18 protein-coding genes are annotated in these 16,795 nt (G+C 34.7%); 12 read left to right on the top strand and 6 right to left on the bottom strand.

Annotated elements, in window-relative coordinates:
• The first annotated feature begins 59 nt into the window (after positions 1–59).
• Complete coding sequence (locus ASE92_RS04880) at positions 60–725, top strand: 2-C-methyl-D-erythritol 4-phosphate cytidylyltransferase (protein WP_056849290.1); 666 nt, start codon at positions 60–62, stop codon at positions 723–725.
• A 96-nt stretch (positions 726–821) separates the two neighbouring features.
• Here the strand turns inward: ASE92_RS04880 and ASE92_RS21085 are convergent, their stop codons facing one another.
• The 6 genes from ASE92_RS21085 to ASE92_RS04855 form a co-directional block, all read right to left on the bottom strand.
• Positions 822–980, bottom strand: coding sequence for a lmo0937 family membrane protein (locus ASE92_RS21085; RefSeq protein ID WP_131557824.1), 159 nt, complete (start codon positions 978–980; stop codon positions 822–824).
• Positions 981–1,150: 170 nt separating this feature from the next.
• Positions 1,151–1,372 (bottom strand): DUF2795 domain-containing protein, encoded by a 222-nt coding sequence (locus tag ASE92_RS04875; RefSeq protein WP_010603503.1) that lies wholly within the window; start codon positions 1,370–1,372, stop codon positions 1,151–1,153.
• 85 nt (positions 1,373–1,457) lie between these two features.
• Positions 1,458–2,006, bottom strand: coding sequence for a cob(I)yrinic acid a,c-diamide adenosyltransferase (locus ASE92_RS04870; RefSeq protein ID WP_056848928.1), 549 nt, complete (start codon positions 2,004–2,006; stop codon positions 1,458–1,460).
• A 79-nt stretch (positions 2,007–2,085) separates the two neighbouring features.
• Positions 2,086–2,844, bottom strand: coding sequence for an ABC transporter ATP-binding protein (locus ASE92_RS04865; protein WP_056848927.1), 759 nt, complete (start codon positions 2,842–2,844; stop codon positions 2,086–2,088).
• 54 nt (positions 2,845–2,898) lie between these two features.
• Positions 2,899–3,189: an Asp-tRNA(Asn)/Glu-tRNA(Gln) amidotransferase subunit GatC gene (gatC, locus tag ASE92_RS04860; protein WP_056848926.1), complete on the bottom strand. Its 291-nt coding sequence runs from the start codon at positions 3,187–3,189 to the stop codon at positions 2,899–2,901.
• Positions 3,186–3,836 (bottom strand): lysophospholipid acyltransferase family protein, encoded by a 651-nt coding sequence (locus ASE92_RS04855; RefSeq protein WP_369817385.1) that lies wholly within the window; start codon positions 3,834–3,836, stop codon positions 3,186–3,188. The genes gatC and ASE92_RS04855 overlap by 4 nt, the downstream gene beginning before the upstream one ends.
• 257 nt (positions 3,837–4,093) lie before the next feature.
• Between ASE92_RS04855 and trpS the strand changes: the two genes are divergently transcribed.
• From trpS to ASE92_RS04800, 11 genes are all read left to right on the top strand, one after another.
• Positions 4,094–5,092, top strand: coding sequence for a tryptophan--tRNA ligase (gene trpS, locus ASE92_RS04850; RefSeq protein ID WP_056848924.1), 999 nt, complete (start codon positions 4,094–4,096; stop codon positions 5,090–5,092).
• A 91-nt stretch (positions 5,093–5,183) separates the two neighbouring features.
• On the top strand, positions 5,184–5,798 hold the full coding sequence (locus tag ASE92_RS04845) for a deoxynucleoside kinase (RefSeq protein WP_056848923.1): 615 nt from the start codon (positions 5,184–5,186) through the stop codon (positions 5,796–5,798).
• Positions 5,799–5,910: 112 nt separating this feature from the next.
• Positions 5,911–6,111, top strand: a complete 201-nt coding sequence (locus ASE92_RS21445; protein WP_056848922.1) for a DUF5808 domain-containing protein — start codon at positions 5,911–5,913, stop codon at positions 6,109–6,111.
• A 2-nt stretch (positions 6,112–6,113) separates the two neighbouring features.
• Positions 6,114–6,881 (top strand): 3-deoxy-manno-octulosonate cytidylyltransferase, encoded by a 768-nt coding sequence (gene kdsB / locus ASE92_RS04835; RefSeq protein ID WP_056848921.1) that lies wholly within the window; start codon positions 6,114–6,116, stop codon positions 6,879–6,881.
• 56 nt (positions 6,882–6,937) lie between these two features.
• Positions 6,938–7,498 (top strand): DUF3575 domain-containing protein, encoded by a 561-nt coding sequence (locus ASE92_RS04830; protein ID WP_056848920.1) that lies wholly within the window; start codon positions 6,938–6,940, stop codon positions 7,496–7,498.
• 46 nt (positions 7,499–7,544) lie between these two features.
• Positions 7,545–8,084: a hypothetical protein gene (locus tag ASE92_RS04825; RefSeq protein ID WP_056848919.1), complete on the top strand. Its 540-nt coding sequence runs from the start codon at positions 7,545–7,547 to the stop codon at positions 8,082–8,084.
• A gap of 199 nt (positions 8,085–8,283) precedes the next feature.
• Positions 8,284–9,900, top strand: coding sequence for a CTP synthase (locus ASE92_RS04820; RefSeq protein WP_056848918.1), 1,617 nt, complete (start codon positions 8,284–8,286; stop codon positions 9,898–9,900).
• Positions 9,901–9,920: 20 nt separating this feature from the next.
• The gene (gene yidC, locus ASE92_RS04815) at positions 9,921–11,720 is read left to right on the top strand and encodes a membrane protein insertase YidC (protein ID WP_056848917.1); all 1,800 of its coding nucleotides are present in this window, start codon (positions 9,921–9,923) and stop codon (positions 11,718–11,720) included.
• Between the two features lie 163 nt (positions 11,721–11,883).
• Positions 11,884–12,684 (top strand): hypothetical protein, encoded by an 801-nt coding sequence (locus ASE92_RS04810; protein WP_056848916.1) that lies wholly within the window; start codon positions 11,884–11,886, stop codon positions 12,682–12,684.
• The gene (locus tag ASE92_RS04805) at positions 12,674–14,704 is read left to right on the top strand and encodes a helix-hairpin-helix domain-containing protein (protein ID WP_056848915.1); all 2,031 of its coding nucleotides are present in this window, start codon (positions 12,674–12,676) and stop codon (positions 14,702–14,704) included. Before ASE92_RS04810 ends, ASE92_RS04805 begins: the two co-directional genes overlap by 11 nt.
• Before the next feature lie 3 nt (positions 14,705–14,707).
• A complete protein-coding gene (locus tag ASE92_RS04800) occupies positions 14,708–16,795 on the top strand; it encodes a ComEC/Rec2 family competence protein (RefSeq protein ID WP_056848914.1) in 2,088 nt (695 codons plus the stop codon).

The following is a 16,795-nucleotide window of genomic DNA, read 5'->3' as shown; positions in this document are numbered from 1 at the left end:
GAGATATGAGCTTAAAAACTCATTCTCACATCTCAAATCTATTATCTCACATCTTAAATATGAAATACTACGCTATAATTGTAGCAGGCGGTTCTGGCAATCGGATGCAGACGGAAACCCCGAAACAATTTTTGTTGCTAAAAAACCTCCCGGTTTTAATGCACACTATAAAAGCTTTTGCGCAAAGTAGTACTCAACCTAAAATTTTATTAGTTTTAAACAAAGAACAACAGGGCTACTGGAAAAGGCTTTGCGAAGAGTTCAATTTTAGTGTACCACACGGAGTGATTGATGGTGGTACCGAACGCTTTTATTCGGTTAAAAATGCAATTAGCTCCATTAATGAAGAATGTTTTGTCGCTATCCATGATGCCGTTCGTCCGTTAGTTTCGAAAGAATTGATTGACGGGTGCTTTAAGGAGGCTGAATTGCATGGTAACGTTATAGCTGCTGTTCAATCGAGCGACAGTGTAAGAATGCTTAAAGACCATAAAACATCTGCATTAAAGCGGGATGAAATCTTCCTGGTACAAACGCCTCAAACCTTTAGTTTAAAAATTTTAAAAGAGGCTTACCGACAAGATTATTCAGTAAATTTTACTGATGACGCTAGTGTTGTTGAGGCTATTGGTGAAGCTATTCACATTTTGGAAGGAGAAAGAAATAACATTAAGATAACCTATCCTGTTGATTTAGAGTTAGCAGAACTTTTGTTAAAGAGTTAATAAAAGAAAAGGTGTTTCATAATAATGAAACACCCTCTCTATTCATCAATATTAAGATTTTACTCTGCAAATTGATGAATGTTCGCTTAACATATTTTATGTTGCTCTGCCTATAACTTTAAGCAATATTGCAATAATTGCGATTACCAATAAAACGTGAATGATGTTACCCACATCGCCAAAGCCGTGGAACACGAAGCCGATCACCCATAGTATAACCAATACTACTGCGACTAAATACAATAAATTTCCCATAGTGTTAATTTTTTAAGTAAATGTTGATGTATTAACACAGCCGGAATACTTTTGTTTAAAAAATGTAAATTATATTTTCAATTAATTGATAATCAAACCCCTTTTCGTTGTAAAGAGGTCATAAAAAAACCTCTCGTTTTTTCGAAAGGTTTCTTTATGCTTTATAAAATTTAGTATTCATCCTCATTAAAGAAGAAATCTTCTTTAGTTGGATAATCTGGCCAAATTTCCTCAATAGTTTCGTAAGGTTCGCCATCATCCTCTAACGCTTGCAAGTTCTCAATAACTTCTACTGGTGCGCCAGAACGGATACCATAATCAATTAATTCATCTTTAGTTGCAGGCCAAGGTGCGTCTTCCAAGTGCGATGCTAGTTCTAATGTCCAATACATATCTTCAATTCAATTAAATTCTTGTTCTTAACAATGCGCAAAGTATATTAAAATTTTTGAGCAAAACAAACTTATTTTTCCACTATTAAATACGAGGTATCCAGATGTTTTCTTCTGCGCTATAATCCATGTTCAGTTTTCGTGCCAAAACAAACAAATAATCACTCAAGCGATTTAGATAAACATTAACTTTCTCGTCTACAAAGCTGTTTTCTGCAAGCTCAACAGTTAAACGTTCTGCCCTTCTGCAAACGCATCTGGCAATGTGGCAGTAAGAAACAGTAGTATTTCCGCCTGGTAAAACAAAGTGCTTTAGAGGTGGCAGCACTTCATTCATTAAATCCATTTCCTTTTCTAACAAATCAATATCAGTTTGATATAGATCAGGAATTTTCATTTTCGATTTTTCTGGATCTGCCGCCAGTGTTGCTCCTATTGTGAATAACCTATCCTGAATTTCTTTCAATAATTTCTTGTATTCCGGAGCGATATCCTGACACATGATTAAACCTATGTGAGAATTTAGCTCATCGACTGTTCCATAAGTTTCTATACGTAAATGATATTTCGGAACACGAGTACCACCAATTAATGAGGTTTGTCCTTTATCGCCAGTTTTGGTGTAGATTTTCATTTTGAAGCTATATTAATAAGTTACACGCTTTAAGTATATCCAAAACGTATAACTTACTCACCTAAAACTTAAAACTTTTTTAATTTATTTTTTCCCAATCGCTACCACTATCATTTAAAGCTTGCAGGCGTGGAGAAACATTTTTGATATCAGTATTCACGTAATCGTTCTCAATTAAACCATCACGCATTCTCACAATTCTGTGTGCATGTTGCGCAATATCCTCTTCGTGAGTAACCAAAATAATCGTATTACCTTTGCTGTGTATTTCTTCAAGAAGACCCATGATCTCTATTGAGGTTTTTGTATCTAGGTTACCTGTTGGCTCATCGGCCAGAATAATAGATGGATTGTTTATTAAAGCTCGTGCCACAGCCACACGTTGGCGCTGACCGCCAGATAACTCGTTCGGTTTATGATCCATACGGTTACCTAAATTTACGTTTTCCAAGGCTTTTGCAGCTCTAGCCTCGCGGTCCTTTTTGCTACTTCCGGCATAAATTAGAGGTAAAGCCACATTATCCAGCGCGGTAGAACGAGGTAAAAGATTAAAAGTTTGAAAAACGAATCCTATTTCTTTATTACGAACCTCGGCTAAAGCATCATCAGTCATTTGGCTCACATTCGTTCCATTTAAGATGTAAGTACCACTTGATGGTGTATCTAAACACCCTAATATGTTCATCAAGGTTGATTTTCCCGAACCTGAAGGCCCCATAAGCGCGACAAATTCGCCTTTATTAATGTCTAAAGAAACTGATTTTAAAGCATGGATAACTTCTGATCCGATTACATATTTACGGCCAATTTCTTTTATGGTAATAAGTGGTTTCTCCATGTTTTTTCGTTTTTAGACAAGCGTAAAGGGTAAGATGTTACAATAGTAACAAAATTACTTTTCGATAATTTTTGGAACCATAAAAAATTGATCAGTATGTTTGGCGGCATTTTTAAGTCCATCTGCCGTTGATATCTCTTGTTTCACAACGTCTTCTCGCCAAACATTAGTCGTCTCATTCATATAAACTAAAGGCTTAACGGTTGAGGTATCGAGTTCGTTGAGTTTTTCCATAAACGAAAGTATCTTGTTCATTTCAGGAATTAGGGTTTCAACTTGCTTTTCATCAATATGAATTCTGGCCAAATCGGCAATTTTATAAATAGTTTTTGCGTCTAAATTCATTTTACTAGCTTACTTTCAATGAGTTGAAATACCTTTTCCTTTAACAAATCAGAATCAACGTCTGCCAACTTTGCTGTGTCTATCGGTTTGTGGACGTAAATATCGCAAATTCCTGGCTTACTTCCATATTTGGCGCCGTCATCCCAGTTAATTTTCCAAACATTGGTAATGCTAACTGGCACGAGTGAAATGTTTTTATCTATAGCTAAACGAAACGGACCATTTTTAAATACACCCAACCGTGGCGGATAATGATCATCTATTTTTCCTTCTGGAAAAATAATTAAGCTCATTCCTTTTTCTAAATTTTCGCCAGCTTTTTTAAATGCCCGAAAAGCAGAAATTTTACTATCACGGTTTACCGAAATATCAATTGTTTTAAAGAAAATTCCTAAAACCGGATTATTTAACAATTCATCTTTGCCCATAAAATGGAATTTACCATGGCACATGATACAAAACACCATAATATCCAAATTCGAAGAATGATTGGCGCAATAAATATACGTTTGCTCGTAATTTAGTTTCTCCTCGTAACGATAGTTGTACCAAACGCCAGAAAGCAAACTGCAACAGAAACTATTGGCTTTTCTGCAAAAATTTAAAATGGCGTAATATTTTGGATTACGAGATGTGAGGTAATACATTGGATAAAAAAGGATAAAGAAGAAAATTATCCAAAATAAAAACCATACTCGGTGTACTTGCCTTAGAAAGTGAATCATAGATAATCAAAAATATAAAATACTTTCCCATTTCAAATACTGATCAATCCATAGATTAGATATTTGATTTCATGAATCACAAAGGATTGATCAATCAAATTAAGCCAAGAAATTCTATTCATATAAAATTGATTATATCGTATACGTTCCTTGCTTTTTATTTTTAATTTCGTGCCATTATGAAAGAAACAGTGGTGAGTGGCATTAGGCCAACTGGAAAGCTACATTTAGGAAATTATTTTGGTGCGGTAACCAATTTTGTAAAAATGCAGTATGATTATAACTGCTATTTTTTTATTGCCGATCTACATTCACTAACAACTCATCCTACTCCGGGTGATTTGCATGGCTATGTTCGCCATGTATTAGTAGAATATTTAGCTTGCGGAATTAATCCAGAAGAAACCACCATATATGTTCAATCTGATGTTCCAGAAGTTTCTGAGCTTTATTTGTATTTAAATATGAATGCATATTTAGGTGAATTAGAACGAAGCGCCTCTTTTAAAGAAAAGATAAGATCTAATCCGGATAATGTAAATGCTGGTTTATTAACCTATCCAACTTTGATGGCTGCCGATATTCTAATTCATAGAGCCACGAAAGTGCCTGTTGGAAAAGACCAGGAACAACATTTAGAGATGACCCGTAACTTCGGCAACCGATTTAACAGGATGTACAATGCCGATTTTTTCCCTGAATCTTTTGCGTTTAATTATGCTGAAAATTTAGTTAAAGTACCTGGCTTAGAAGGAAAAGGCAAAATGAGTAAATCAGATGGTGATGGAAACTGCATCTATCTCTCCGATAGCCCTGAAATTATCCGTAAGAAAGTGGCCAGAGCAGTGAGCGATAGCGGACCAACAGAAGAAAATCAGGAAAAGCCAGAAGCGATTCAAAATCTTTTTGATTTGATGAAAATTGTCTCTACGCCTGATACCATTGAGCATTTTGACGAATTGTACAATAAAATGCAAATCCGTTATGGAGATATGAAGAAGCAACTGGCTGAAGATATGATTGTGTTTAACTCCCCTATCAGAGAACGTATTGAAGAACTTTCGAAAGACGAAACTTATTTAAGACAGGTTGCTAAACATGGCGCATTGAAAGCCCGGGAAAGTGCTCAGAAAACCATCAGAGAGGTTCGTAGCTTAATCGGTTTTAAAAGTTTTTAGTAATTTTAAATAGATTTGAGAAGATTGATATGAGATTTGAGACAATGCTCGACTCCATATCTGATATCTCATATCTCATATCTAGATATATATGCACATAGCAATTGTAGGAAATATAGGCGCCGGAAAAACGACATTAACGGGTTTACTCGCCAAAAATTATGGATGGGAAGCTTTGTATGAAGCGGTTGACAACAACCCCTACCTGGAAGATTTTTATAGCGACATGAAACGTTGGAGCTTTAATCTTCAGATTTATTTCCTCAACAGTCGTTTTCAACAAATTACTGATATTGAAGTAAATAAACGTAACGTAATTCAAGACAGAACCATTTATGAGGACGCACATATTTTTGCAGAAAACCTGCATGATATGGCGCTGATGACTACTCGTGATCATGACAACTACCGTGCGATATTTGATAACATCACTTCTTTCATCAAACCTCCCGATTTACTGGTCTACTTAAGAGCGTCGGTTCCTACGTTAGTAAATAACATTCAACGTCGTGGCCGCGAATATGAGGCAGGCATTAGGATTGACTATTTGTCTAAATTAAATGAAAAATACGAAGCCTGGATCAAAAATTATAACTTGGGTAAATTATTAATTCTTGATAAAGACAAACTGGACTTCACCAACAATCCAGAAGATTTAGGTACTGTTATTCAGTCAATTGAGGCTGAAATAAACGGTCTGTTTTAATTTTATTTTTTAGATTGAATTTTCGAATACATCTTCACCCTGATGTATTTATTAACGAGCCGTTTTTTGCTTAAAATTTGTTTTTGATTATCGCTTTAATTATATTATAAAGATGACGGAAAAAGATTTTGAACACGAGAATTATTCGAGTTGGAAACTTGGCATTTTTTATTTCAATCGAAATGATAAACGTTTGTTTGTGCACAAGCGGATCAGAATTTTAGGTTGGACACTGAATTTTGCTCATCCATTGTCTTACGTTGTGTTAGCGCTAATTTTTATTTTAGCTTATATCTTAAGTAACCTACCATAAACATGATTGATAGTGCAAATTTAGCCATAGGTATTATTCCTGCCCGGTTTGCTTCTACCCGATTTCCTGGGAAGCCTTTAGTTGATATCGCAGGCAAAACCATGATTCAACGCGTATATGAGCAAGCGCTGAAAGCAAAAAGTTTGTCGAAAGTGGTCATTGCTACAGATGATGAGCGTATAGTGGATGAGGTTAAGAGATTTGGCGGTGAGTTTGTGTTTACATCTGCTCAGCATCAAAGCGGTACCGATCGATGTGCAGAAGTGATTGATAAAATCCCCGGGTTTGATATTGTAATCAACATACAAGGCGATGAACCTTTTATAGAGCCTAGCCAAATAGATTTATTAGCAAGTTGTTTTATTGAGGATAAAGTTCAGTTGGCCACGCTCATTAAACCCATCCAAAGCCAGGAAAGCATCTACAACCCAAATAGTCCGAAAGTGGTAATTGATGTAAATGGCAGAGCAATGTACTTTAGCCGAAGCCCAATACCATTTATTAGAAATGGCGAGCCAGGCGTTTGGGCAGAGAAACATCAGTTTTATAAGCATATTGGTATCTACGGATATAGAACAAAATCATTAAATGAAATTACCAAACTACCACCATCATCATTAGAAATTGCAGAGAGCCTGGAGCAATTGCGGTGGATTGAAAATGGTTTTTATATTCAAACGAAAGTTACAAATTTAGAAACAGTTGCAATAGATACTCCAGAGGATTTATTAAAGTTGAATAACTTATTAGCGGCTTTGAAGCGAGAATAAAATAATATTCTTAAATTACACTTAAATATGATTTAATACCCTCACAATTTGAATCGTTGAAAAAGATTGTAATCATTTTTATATCATTTCTAATTATTCAAACGGCTAGTTCTCAAGAACCTGTCGGTATCAATGTAAAATCCAATTTATCAAATTTATTGGCTAAAAAACCATCTTTTTCTATTGAGAAAACCTTTCGCCAGAGATATGGTCTGGAACTTTCCTATTCATCAGGCGAACTAAACTGGGGTAGAGACTACAAGTTTAGTGGTTTTTTGCTCAGAGGGAAAATGTATGCTTATAAAATTAAATCCAAAGAAATCACACCTTTTTGGGGATTGTATGCCGGAAACTTGGATAAAAAAATTATATCTAATGCTGAAGTAGACAATACTGGTTTTATATCTATTGGCAGAAACAGAAACTTCGAGGCGAATTCGGTACGCAGTGGAGTTAATGTAGGTTTTATATATTTACCATTTAAAAGATTAATTTTAGAAACCACTACCGGCTTAGGTTACGGCAAATATTTCAACATTAAAAACAATCTACATCAGGCAGCTCCAAAAGGATATTTGGATTTCCAATTATGGCTATCAGTAGGCTATACCTTCTAATTGTAATTTAATTATTTATAAAAACTTAAAATTTGTATTTTCGGAAATGAGAAAATTACTGCTCCTACTTTCCATTGCCTTATTGTTATATGCTTGCCAAACTGACAAACCAAAAAACAACGATTCTATAGAATTTAAGAATGTAAATCAAAGTGTTGCTCAATCATTTTCTGATCTAAATAAGCTCGATACTTTTAAAATTGAGCTCACTGGCAGGAAACCGGAAGAAATGGTTTTAACCTTTACCATTAAAAATTTTGATGGAAAAGAAATTTATAACGTAAAACTAAAAGGAACCGATTTGTTAGGAAATACAGATCCAAATCTTGATTTATCGAAAGAAAAAGCTCAGATTGTATTCTTAAAAACCATAGCAGATGATTTTTTTGCCGAAGATAATTTTATCGAGCCTGCAGTAATGCCGGAAGACAAGCCTGACAGTTATGTTCCGGATAAAGCGCTATACGAAGAGCTTAAAAAATCTGGCTTAAATGGCTTCAAGTATCGTTTAGGTAAAGAAAAAAATCTTTATATCGCCTGGAGCGAGAAAGAAAAAAAGGTAAAAATCTACTATAACTGCTGTTAGTGAAATTCCTTATTACATAGTAGATAATCCGTTAAAATTTTAAAATCTACTGATAAATTCAGCTAATTTTCTGATAAACATCGCATTATCATTTTTAAAATATCTAAATTTTAAATCAGCAGAAACAAGGAATTTTCCTACCTTTGTATCCCGTACAAAAAGCGGCAATATTTACCATTTGCCGTAAAAAATCACAAACATGACTAAGTATATTTTTGTTACGGGCGGTGTTACTTCCTCATTGGGTAAGGGCATCATTTCCGCATCTTTAGCTAAACTTTTACAGGCACGTGGCTACCGTGTAACCATTCAAAAGTTCGATCCTTATATCAATATCGATCCAGGAACACTGAATCCTTATGAACATGGCGAATGTTTTGTTACTGAAGATGGTGCCGAAACCGATCTGGATCTTGGTCACTATGAGCGTTTCTTGAACGTTCCAACTTCTCAAGCAAACAACATTACTACTGGCCGTATTTACCAAAACGTGATTAACAAAGAACGTAAAGGCGAATATTTAGGTAAAACAGTTCAGGTTGTGCCTCACATAACTGACGAAATTAAGCGCAATATGCGTATTTTGGGCGATAGTGGTGATTATGATATTGTTATTACTGAACTAGGCGGAACCGTTGGCGATATTGAATCTCTACCTTTTATTGAAGCTGTTCGTCAGTTTAAATGGGAAGAAGGAAGTTCAAATGCGATTGTAATTCACTTAACATTAGTGCCTTATTTAGCTGCTGCTGGCGAATTAAAAACTAAACCAACACAACATTCGGTTAAGGCATTATTGGAATATGGTATCCAACCGGATATTTTAGTTTGTCGTACTGAACATCACTTAGGTTCTGATTTAAGAAAAAAAATTGCTCTTTTTTGTAACGTTAACATCAACGCCGTAGTCGAATCTATGGATGCATCTACTATTTATGATGTTCCGTTGTTGATGATGAAAGAACAGTTGGATAAAACGGTTTTGGCTAAATTAAAACTCCCAACTAAAAACGAACCAGATATGGAAAGCTGGAAAGAGTTTTTGGGACATTTAAAAAATCCGACAGCTGATGTAACTATTGGTTTGGTTGGTAAATATGTTGAGTTACCAGATGCTTACAAATCGATTATCGAATCTTTCGTGCATGCAGGTTCTAAAAACGAATGTAAAGTTCGTGTAGAATATATCCACTCTGAAGGCATTTTTCCTGATAACGTAAAAGAAAAATTAGGTCACTTACATGGTGTTTTAGTTGCACCAGGTTTCGGAAGTCGTGGTATTGAAGGAAAAATCGACACTATCAAATACGTCCGCGAAAATAATATTCCATTTTTCGGGATCTGTTTGGGTATGCAATGTGCTGTTATTGAGTTCGGGCGGAATGTTTTGGGCTTAAAAGATGCGCATACTACCGAAATTGAAGCTGATTCTAAAAATCCTGTGATTAACATGATGGAAGAACAGAAAAATATTGTAAACATGGGCGGTACCATGCGTTTAGGTTCATATCCTTGCGACATAAAGAAAGGAACGAAAGCATTTGCGATCTACGGCAAGGCACATATCAATGAGCGTCACCGTCATCGTTACGAATTTAACAACGATTATTTAAAGCAGTACGAAGATGCTGGAATGATTGCTTCTGGAATTAATCCACAAACAAATCTGGTGGAAATTGTAGAGCTAAAAAACCATCCTTTTTTCGTGGGAGGACAGTTTCACCCAGAATTAAAATCAACAGTTGCTAATCCTCACCCACTTTTTGTTAAATTTGTCGCCGCTGCGATGGAGTTTGCGAAAAAGAAAACGAATTAAAAGCAGTACAAACAAATATAATGGATAGAAATACCTTTACAGGATTATTCCTGATTATGATCATCTTGGCGGGATCATTCTACTTTTTTGGGCCAAAAGATGCTGAAATAAAAAAAGAAAATGCCAGAATCGACTCTATAAAGAGAGCTGATTCACTAAAAAATGCTGGAATTAAACCAGTTTTAAAAGACACAACTGCTGTAGCAAGTACACCAACCGTAGATTCGTTGGCTTTAAAAGGTCCTTTCGGTTCTGCAATAACAGGAACAGATGCAAAAACAGTTTTAGAGAATGAGAAATTATTAATCAACCTAAGTAATAAAGGTGGTAGAATTATTTCAGTAGAAGTTAAAGGACAAAAAACCTATGCTGGCAAGCCGCTAATATTATTTGACGGAAATGCCAATAAATTTGGCTTAACTTTAAATGCTGCTGGCAAAGTAATCAACACTAACGATTTATATTTTACGCCTACTAAAGCTGGTAATACCGTAACCATGCGTGCTAACTATGGCGCAAATGCTTATGTTGAATATGTTTACGATTTAAAAGCTGCGAGTAATAAAGTTGGCTTTAACATCAACCTGGTTGGCTTACAACAAGTAATTGCCGGAAATAACATTTCTTTAAACTGGCAAACTATTTTATTACAGCAAGAAAAATCTTTAGAAAGCGAGCACCGTTATTCGGCACCCTACTATAAATATGTAGATGGTGATGTTGATCACTTAAGTGTATCAAAAGATGAAAAGGAAGATTTAGGCAAAGGAAAAATTCAATGGTTTTCATTTAAACAACACTTTTTCTCTGCAACGCTGATTTCGAAGGATGGTTTCGAAAAAGGAAGTTTAGAAGTAAAAATCCCAACAGCTCCCGGACAAGTAAAATTTTATGATGCTAATATGCAATTGCCTTATACGCACCTTGCTAACCAGGCATACAGCATGGAATTTTACTTCGGAACGAATAAATTTTCAGCTTTAAAAGATCAAGGATATGACTTAGAGAAACAAGTAGATTTAGGTTACTGGCCGTTAAAATACATCAACCGTTTTATCGTATTGCCTGTATTTAATTTCCTTAATAACTTCGGCTGGAATTTCGGTTTAATTATTTTGGTATTAACCATTTTATTGAAAGTTGCTTTATCTCCATTAACTTATAAGTCATACTTATCAATGGCTAAAATGAGGGTTTTAAAACCAGAAATGGATGAAATTAAAGCTAAAGTAGGTGAAGATAATCCAACCTTGGTTCAACAAGAATATTTAAAACTTTACAAAAAGGCTGGTGTAAATCCACTTGGTGGTTGTTTACCAATGGTTTTACAATTACCGTTAGTAATGGCTTTTTTCTTCTTCTTCCCTAACCTTTTCGAATTACGTGGAGAAAGTTTCTTATGGATGAAAGATTTATCAACCTATGATGAATTTATAAAATTCGGATTTAAAGTTCCATTTATCGGCGATCACTTAAGTTTAATGTGTGTGTTGATGACGGTTTCGACGCTAATCATGACTTACTTTAACAATCAGGTTTCGGGTGCAACTGGTCAAATGAAATACATTGGTTATATCATGCCGATCATTTTCTTAGGTGTTTTGAACAGTTACCCTGCTGGTTTAAACTATTATTATTTCTTGGCCAACTTAATGACTTTCGGACAGCAGTTCTTAATTCGCAAAATGGTAGATGATGATAAAATCCATGCTTTAATTCAACAGAATAAAGCAAGACCAGCTGATGAGAAAAAAAAGAAATCTAAATTTCAACAGCGTTTAGATGATTACATGCGTCAGCAACAACAAGCAAAAAAATAATTAAATTATGATAAAAGAGCCTCGATTGTGAAAACAGTCGAGGCTTTTCTTTTTATGAGAATTTTAGAAATTTTATAGTTATCATTTCTGATTTTATTTTACTAAATTAGAATAACCAAACACAATCCTCCCTATTTTTTATTTACTGGTTTAACGCCCTCAAATGAAAATATGGAATGTATTGTTAATCTCCCTAACACCTTTTTATTTATTCGGTCAAAACAGTCTGGGTCCTCGGCTTACTGCTATGGGCAACAACGGCACCGCCGTTACCGATGTTTGGGCATTACAGGCAAATCCCTCGGGAATAACTTCTCTTGAAAAGCCTACACTTTCCTTAAATTTTATCAGGCATTTATTTAGTAATGAAATTAGCACCCAAGCCTTGGTGGCTGTTGTACCGTTTAAAAATAATTTTGCTGGCGCCAGTTTTCAGCGATATGGTTTCGCAGAATACAACGAAAACAAAATTGGTTTTGCTTATGCCAAAAAACTCGGAAACAAACTATCAATCGGCCTAAATGCGAACTATCATCAACTAAGAATTGCGAGTTATGGTGCTTCAACAGGTTTTTCGATAGATGTTGGGGTGCTTTACCATTTTAGCAAAGAATTTACTTTCGGTGTTTTTTTAAGTAATCTATCAAAACAGAAGTTCAGCAGCACCGAAATATTAATAGAAATTCCAACATCTTTTAATGTCGGTGCAAGTTATTTGGCCTCCGATAAGGTATTAATTGCTACATCTGTCAGTAAAAAACTTGATGAATCTATTGATGTTAGCTTGGGCATCGACTATAAAATTATAAGTTTATTAAGTCTACGCGGTGGTTTAAGTGCGAAGCCTTTTAAGCAATATGCTGGTTTCGGTTTAAACTATAAAAAATTCTTGTTGGATATGGCAACTACCTATGATGCCAACTTTGGTTATGCACCTCAAATTGGAATTGGTTATGCGTTTTAGACTTATAACATTGGTATTTGTAGTGATGGGTTTCATTGCAAACGCTCAAATTGCTGAGCAAGAAGTTAATGTTCGAGATATTTTGGAAAGTGTAGCAGAAAATCTTCCTGATGATTATGACATTACTGAACTAATTGACGTGCTGACGCGATATAAAAAGCATCCAATTAATCTCAACAAAACTTCGCCAGAAGAATTGAAGACACTTGTGTTTTTGTCTCCTCTTCAAATTAGTAATTTTTTTGCCTATTTAAAAGATAACGGAGATTTTGTCAATCTATTAGAGCTTCAAAGTATTGATGCATTTGATATTAAAACTGTAGAGAGTTTGCTGCCATTTGTTACTTTGAGTGTTGCAACAGAATACGAAAAGCTTAGCTTTAAAAATATCTTAACTTTAGGAGAGAATGATTTAGTGATGCGTTTTGCGCAAACTTTGCAAACGCAAAAAGGTTTCACAGATTTACCCGGAAACCGATATTTAGGTACTCCAGAAAGGTTTCAAACTCGCTACCGATACCATTATGGAACAATTGTTTCAGCCGCCATTACTCTGGATAAAGATGCTGGTGAAAAATTCGTTGGTAAACCATTTGATTTCTACTCTGGAAATATTGCATTATTTAAATTAGGTAGAGTTAAAAAGCTAGTAGTTGGAGATTACACGTTACAATTCGGACAAGGTGTTACCATGTGGTCGGGTTTTGCCTTTGGTAAAGGGCCAGATGTTACCAGCGTAGCGAAAAAAGACTTGGGTTTGCGTCCTTATACTTCAGCCAATGAATATTCATTTTTAAGAGGCGCATCCGCAACAATTAATCTTTACAAAAATATTGACATCACACCTTTCGTCTCCTTTAGAAATCTGGATGCAAGTCATGAGCTAGATTTTGATGGCAATTTAGTTCAGGCAACCATTAATAAAAGTGGTTACCACAGAACTCCGACAGAGATTGAAAACAAAAATTCTTTGAGTCAGCAGGTTTATGGAGCAGCACTTCAATATACCAAAAATGAATTGGGAATTGGTGCCATTGCTTATCAGAGTAAATACGGAAGTAGTTTCATTACACAAACTTCGGTTTACGATCGGTTTAGTTTTACAGGAAATTCATTAACAAATTTTGGTGCTTATTATAATTATACCTACGAAAATATTTATCTCTTTGGTGAAGTCGGAAAAAGTTTAAATAGCGGTTTAGCTTATGTTAACGGTGCTTTAATCAGTCTTTCTCCTACAGTTTCTGCAGCAATAACATATCGGAACTATGAAAAGGATTACCATAATTTTTTTAATCAGGCATTGGCTGAGGCAAGCGAAGCGATAAACGAAAAAGGATTGTATGCAGGCTTAAACATCACTCCAAACAAAAAATGGGCGTTCTCCATTTATGGTGATTACTTCCAGTTTCCTTGGTTAAAATATAGAGTAGATGCACCATCGAAAGGCTATGAAATTTTAAGTCAGGCGGTTTACACACCGAGCAAAACCTTTAAATTTTCAGCAAGATTTAAAACGGAAAACAAACAACAAAACACCGATTTGGATGTGCCTATTAATTTTCTGGATAATGTTAAGAAAGAGGGTTATCGAATGGAAGTGAGTTGGCAACTCAATAAAAAATGGAGCTTTCAAAACCGAGTAGAAGTTTCTCAATATAAAAAAGGCGAAGCAAACCGTGAATTTGGCTATCTGATTTATCAGGATGTAGATTACTCTCCGATGTTTTCCAAAATCACCGGTAATCTAAGAATTGCATATTTCAACACACCAAGTTACAACAGCCGGATTTATGCCTACGAAGATGATGTACTATATAGTTTTGCCTTCGGAATGTACAGTGGAAAAGGTTTCAGGACTTATTTAAACCTGAAATATAACCTTGCTAAAAAATTAAATATTTGGGCAAGATATGCCATGTTCGTTTATAAAGATATAGAAACAGTTGGTTCATATTTGGACGAAATACAAGGCAATAAAAAATCAGAAGTAAAAATCCAGTTGAGGTATCAATTTTAAAAGATGTTTAAAGCAGAATATATTTTCGCAAGGATTCTACTCCCTTTTTTAATTGGGATTGGCATTTTTTACTTCTTCGCAACGCAAAGAATGATTTCGATTACTGAAATTTCATTGGCGGTGATTTTCATTTTTTTATTAACTATTAATATAATTTATAAAAAGGCTAAGGGCTATAAGTTTAAAGGCATAACAGGATCATTAATTTTTATTTTCTTTTTTATACTGGGAGGATTACTATGCCTCTTAAATAATCACAAGCTGAAGCAAGATTACTTCGCCAAAAAGAAATATACCTACTTAAAAATTTGGATAAATGATGAACCCGAGCAAACAAATGATATTTTGAAGTTTACGGCAAACGTAGTGTCTGGGTACGAAAATTCGAACCATGTTAAGCTTAGCGGACAATTGTTGCTGGCTTTGAAGGTAGATAGTATGAGCCCTGTAAAATTAAAATATGGTGATGAGTTGATAGTATCCGCAAAATATTTGGAAGTAGAACCCCCATATAATCCCGCTGAATTTGATTTTAAAAGATGGCTGGCCAGCAAAAATGTTTACGAACAAACATTTATCAACCAAAATCACTTGCTTAAAACTGATAGAAATACTGGAAATCAGATTATAAAGTTTGCCTTGGATTTGAGGGAAAAGCAGGTGGCAAAATACCGAAAACTAATAAAAGATGACGAAGCTTTTGCAGTTGCATCAACACTCATTTTAGGATATCGGGCTGATTTAAGTAAGGAAACGTTAGCAGCATATTCCAAAACCGGAACCATACATGCACTCTCTGTTTCCGGCAGTCATGTAGCTATAATTTTCTTTGTGCTAGATTTTTGTTTAGCTTTTCTGAACAAAAAACGTTCACTTAAAATTTTAAAGTTTATCCTCATCTGTTGTCTGATTTGCGGCTATTCATTAATTACAGGTTTATCTCCATCTGTCGTCCGGGCGACCATTATGATTACGATCTTCATCACAGCTAAAACTTTCGCCAGAAACAAAAACGGATATAACACTTTAGCATTTGCGGCATTCTGCCAATTGGTTTACAATCCATTCTTAATTTGGGACGTTGGTTTTCAACTGTCATACCTATCCGTTTTTGGTTTAATTTATCTTCAACCGAAAATCTACAAATGGATTTACGTCAAAAATAAATGGCTGAATAAAATCTGGCAATTGATTGCACTTTCTCTATCGGCACAATTGGTTACATTTCCACTTTGTATTTATTATTTCCATCAGTTTCCTGTCTATTTTTTAATGGGGAATTTGTTTATCTCTATTCCGCTTATCCTCATTATGGTTTTAGGAATTGCTATTCTAATTCCATTTATAGATAAAATTTCCCCGATTTTTGAATGGATTATCGTTACCACAAACACCGTTTTAAAATGGATTGCAGATTTACCATTTTCTACTTTTTCATCGGTATGGATTACTCTTCCAGAATTAATCTTAATGAGTATTGCTTTGAGCTTGTTGATTTACGGGCTTGTCAGTAAGAGTGCTAAATTTTATATCATTTCCGCGTTGATTTATATCGCTTGTTCTACAATTACCCTTTATAATGATTGGACGGCTATCCATCAGAAGAAAATTATCTTTTTCACTTTAAGAAAAAATTATGCAACTGCATTTATTGATGGTAAAACAGCAGTTTTACTTACCGATTTAAGCCCGGACGATAGAAATTACAAATTCTTTATTGAGCCCGCACTGCAACAATCTCAGATTAATACAATTAGATTTACCAATTTGGAAAGAGACACTGTTTCGAAGAATTTCATCAAAAAAGATAACCAAATTGTATTTTATAAGTACAATATTCTACTGATTGATGAATACCTTAATTATAAAAAGATAGTAATCGATAGTAAATTTTCAAGCGTTTGGTTAACAGCGAATAACAAATACAATTTACAAAATCTTCCTAAAGAATTAACATATAGACATTTAATTATCGACGCTACAAATAAAGATTATAAAATAGCAAACTTTAAAAAATTTGCGGAGAATAATAAAATAGAAGCTCATGTTTTAAAGAAAAATCCTGCATATTTGGTTTACCTAACCCAATAA

Origin of the sequence: Pedobacter sp. Leaf41 (assembly GCF_001422545.1) — a bacterium.
Lineage (GTDB): Bacteria > Bacteroidota > Bacteroidia > Sphingobacteriales > Sphingobacteriaceae > Pedobacter.
Note: the sequence above shows the minus strand (reverse complement) of the source record. Positions and strands in the feature narration are given on the sequence as shown.

Bases quoted from the DNA above. Each gene is read 5' to 3' on its own strand.
- ASE92_RS04805 (WP_056848915.1), top strand. From the start codon at position 12,674: ATGCGTTTTAGACTTATAACATTGGTATTTGTAGTGATGGGTTTCATT.
- gatC (WP_056848926.1), bottom strand. From the start codon at position 3,189: ATGAATTTAGACGCAAAAACTATTTATAAAATTGCCGATTTGGCCAGA.
- ASE92_RS04820 (WP_056848918.1), top strand. From the start codon at position 8,284: ATGACTAAGTATATTTTTGTTACGGGCGGTGTTACTTCCTCATTGGGT.
- trpS (WP_056848924.1), top strand. From the start codon at position 4,094: ATGAAAGAAACAGTGGTGAGTGGCATTAGGCCAACTGGAAAGCTACAT.
- ASE92_RS04865 (WP_056848927.1), bottom strand. From the start codon at position 2,844: ATGGAGAAACCACTTATTACCATAAAAGAAATTGGCCGTAAATATGTA.
- ASE92_RS04870 (WP_056848928.1), bottom strand. From the start codon at position 2,006: ATGAAAATCTACACCAAAACTGGCGATAAAGGACAAACCTCATTAATT.
- ASE92_RS04880 (WP_056849290.1), top strand. From the start codon at position 60: ATGAAATACTACGCTATAATTGTAGCAGGCGGTTCTGGCAATCGGATG.
- ASE92_RS21445 (WP_056848922.1), top strand. From the start codon at position 5,911: ATGACGGAAAAAGATTTTGAACACGAGAATTATTCGAGTTGGAAACTT.
- ASE92_RS04800 (WP_056848914.1), top strand. From the start codon at position 14,708: ATGTTTAAAGCAGAATATATTTTCGCAAGGATTCTACTCCCTTTTTTA.
- ASE92_RS21085 (WP_131557824.1), bottom strand. From the start codon at position 980: ATGGGAAATTTATTGTATTTAGTCGCAGTAGTATTGGTTATACTATGG.
- yidC (WP_056848917.1), top strand. From the start codon at position 9,921: ATGGATAGAAATACCTTTACAGGATTATTCCTGATTATGATCATCTTG.
- kdsB (WP_056848921.1), top strand. From the start codon at position 6,114: ATGATTGATAGTGCAAATTTAGCCATAGGTATTATTCCTGCCCGGTTT.
- ASE92_RS04810 (WP_056848916.1), top strand. From the start codon at position 11,884: ATGAAAATATGGAATGTATTGTTAATCTCCCTAACACCTTTTTATTTA.
- ASE92_RS04855 (WP_369817385.1), bottom strand. From the start codon at position 3,836: ATGTATTACCTCACATCTCGTAATCCAAAATATTACGCCATTTTAAAT.
- ASE92_RS04825 (WP_056848919.1), top strand. From the start codon at position 7,545: ATGAGAAAATTACTGCTCCTACTTTCCATTGCCTTATTGTTATATGCT.
- ASE92_RS04845 (WP_056848923.1), top strand. From the start codon at position 5,184: ATGCACATAGCAATTGTAGGAAATATAGGCGCCGGAAAAACGACATTA.
- ASE92_RS04875 (WP_010603503.1), bottom strand. From the start codon at position 1,372: ATGTATTGGACATTAGAACTAGCATCGCACTTGGAAGACGCACCTTGG.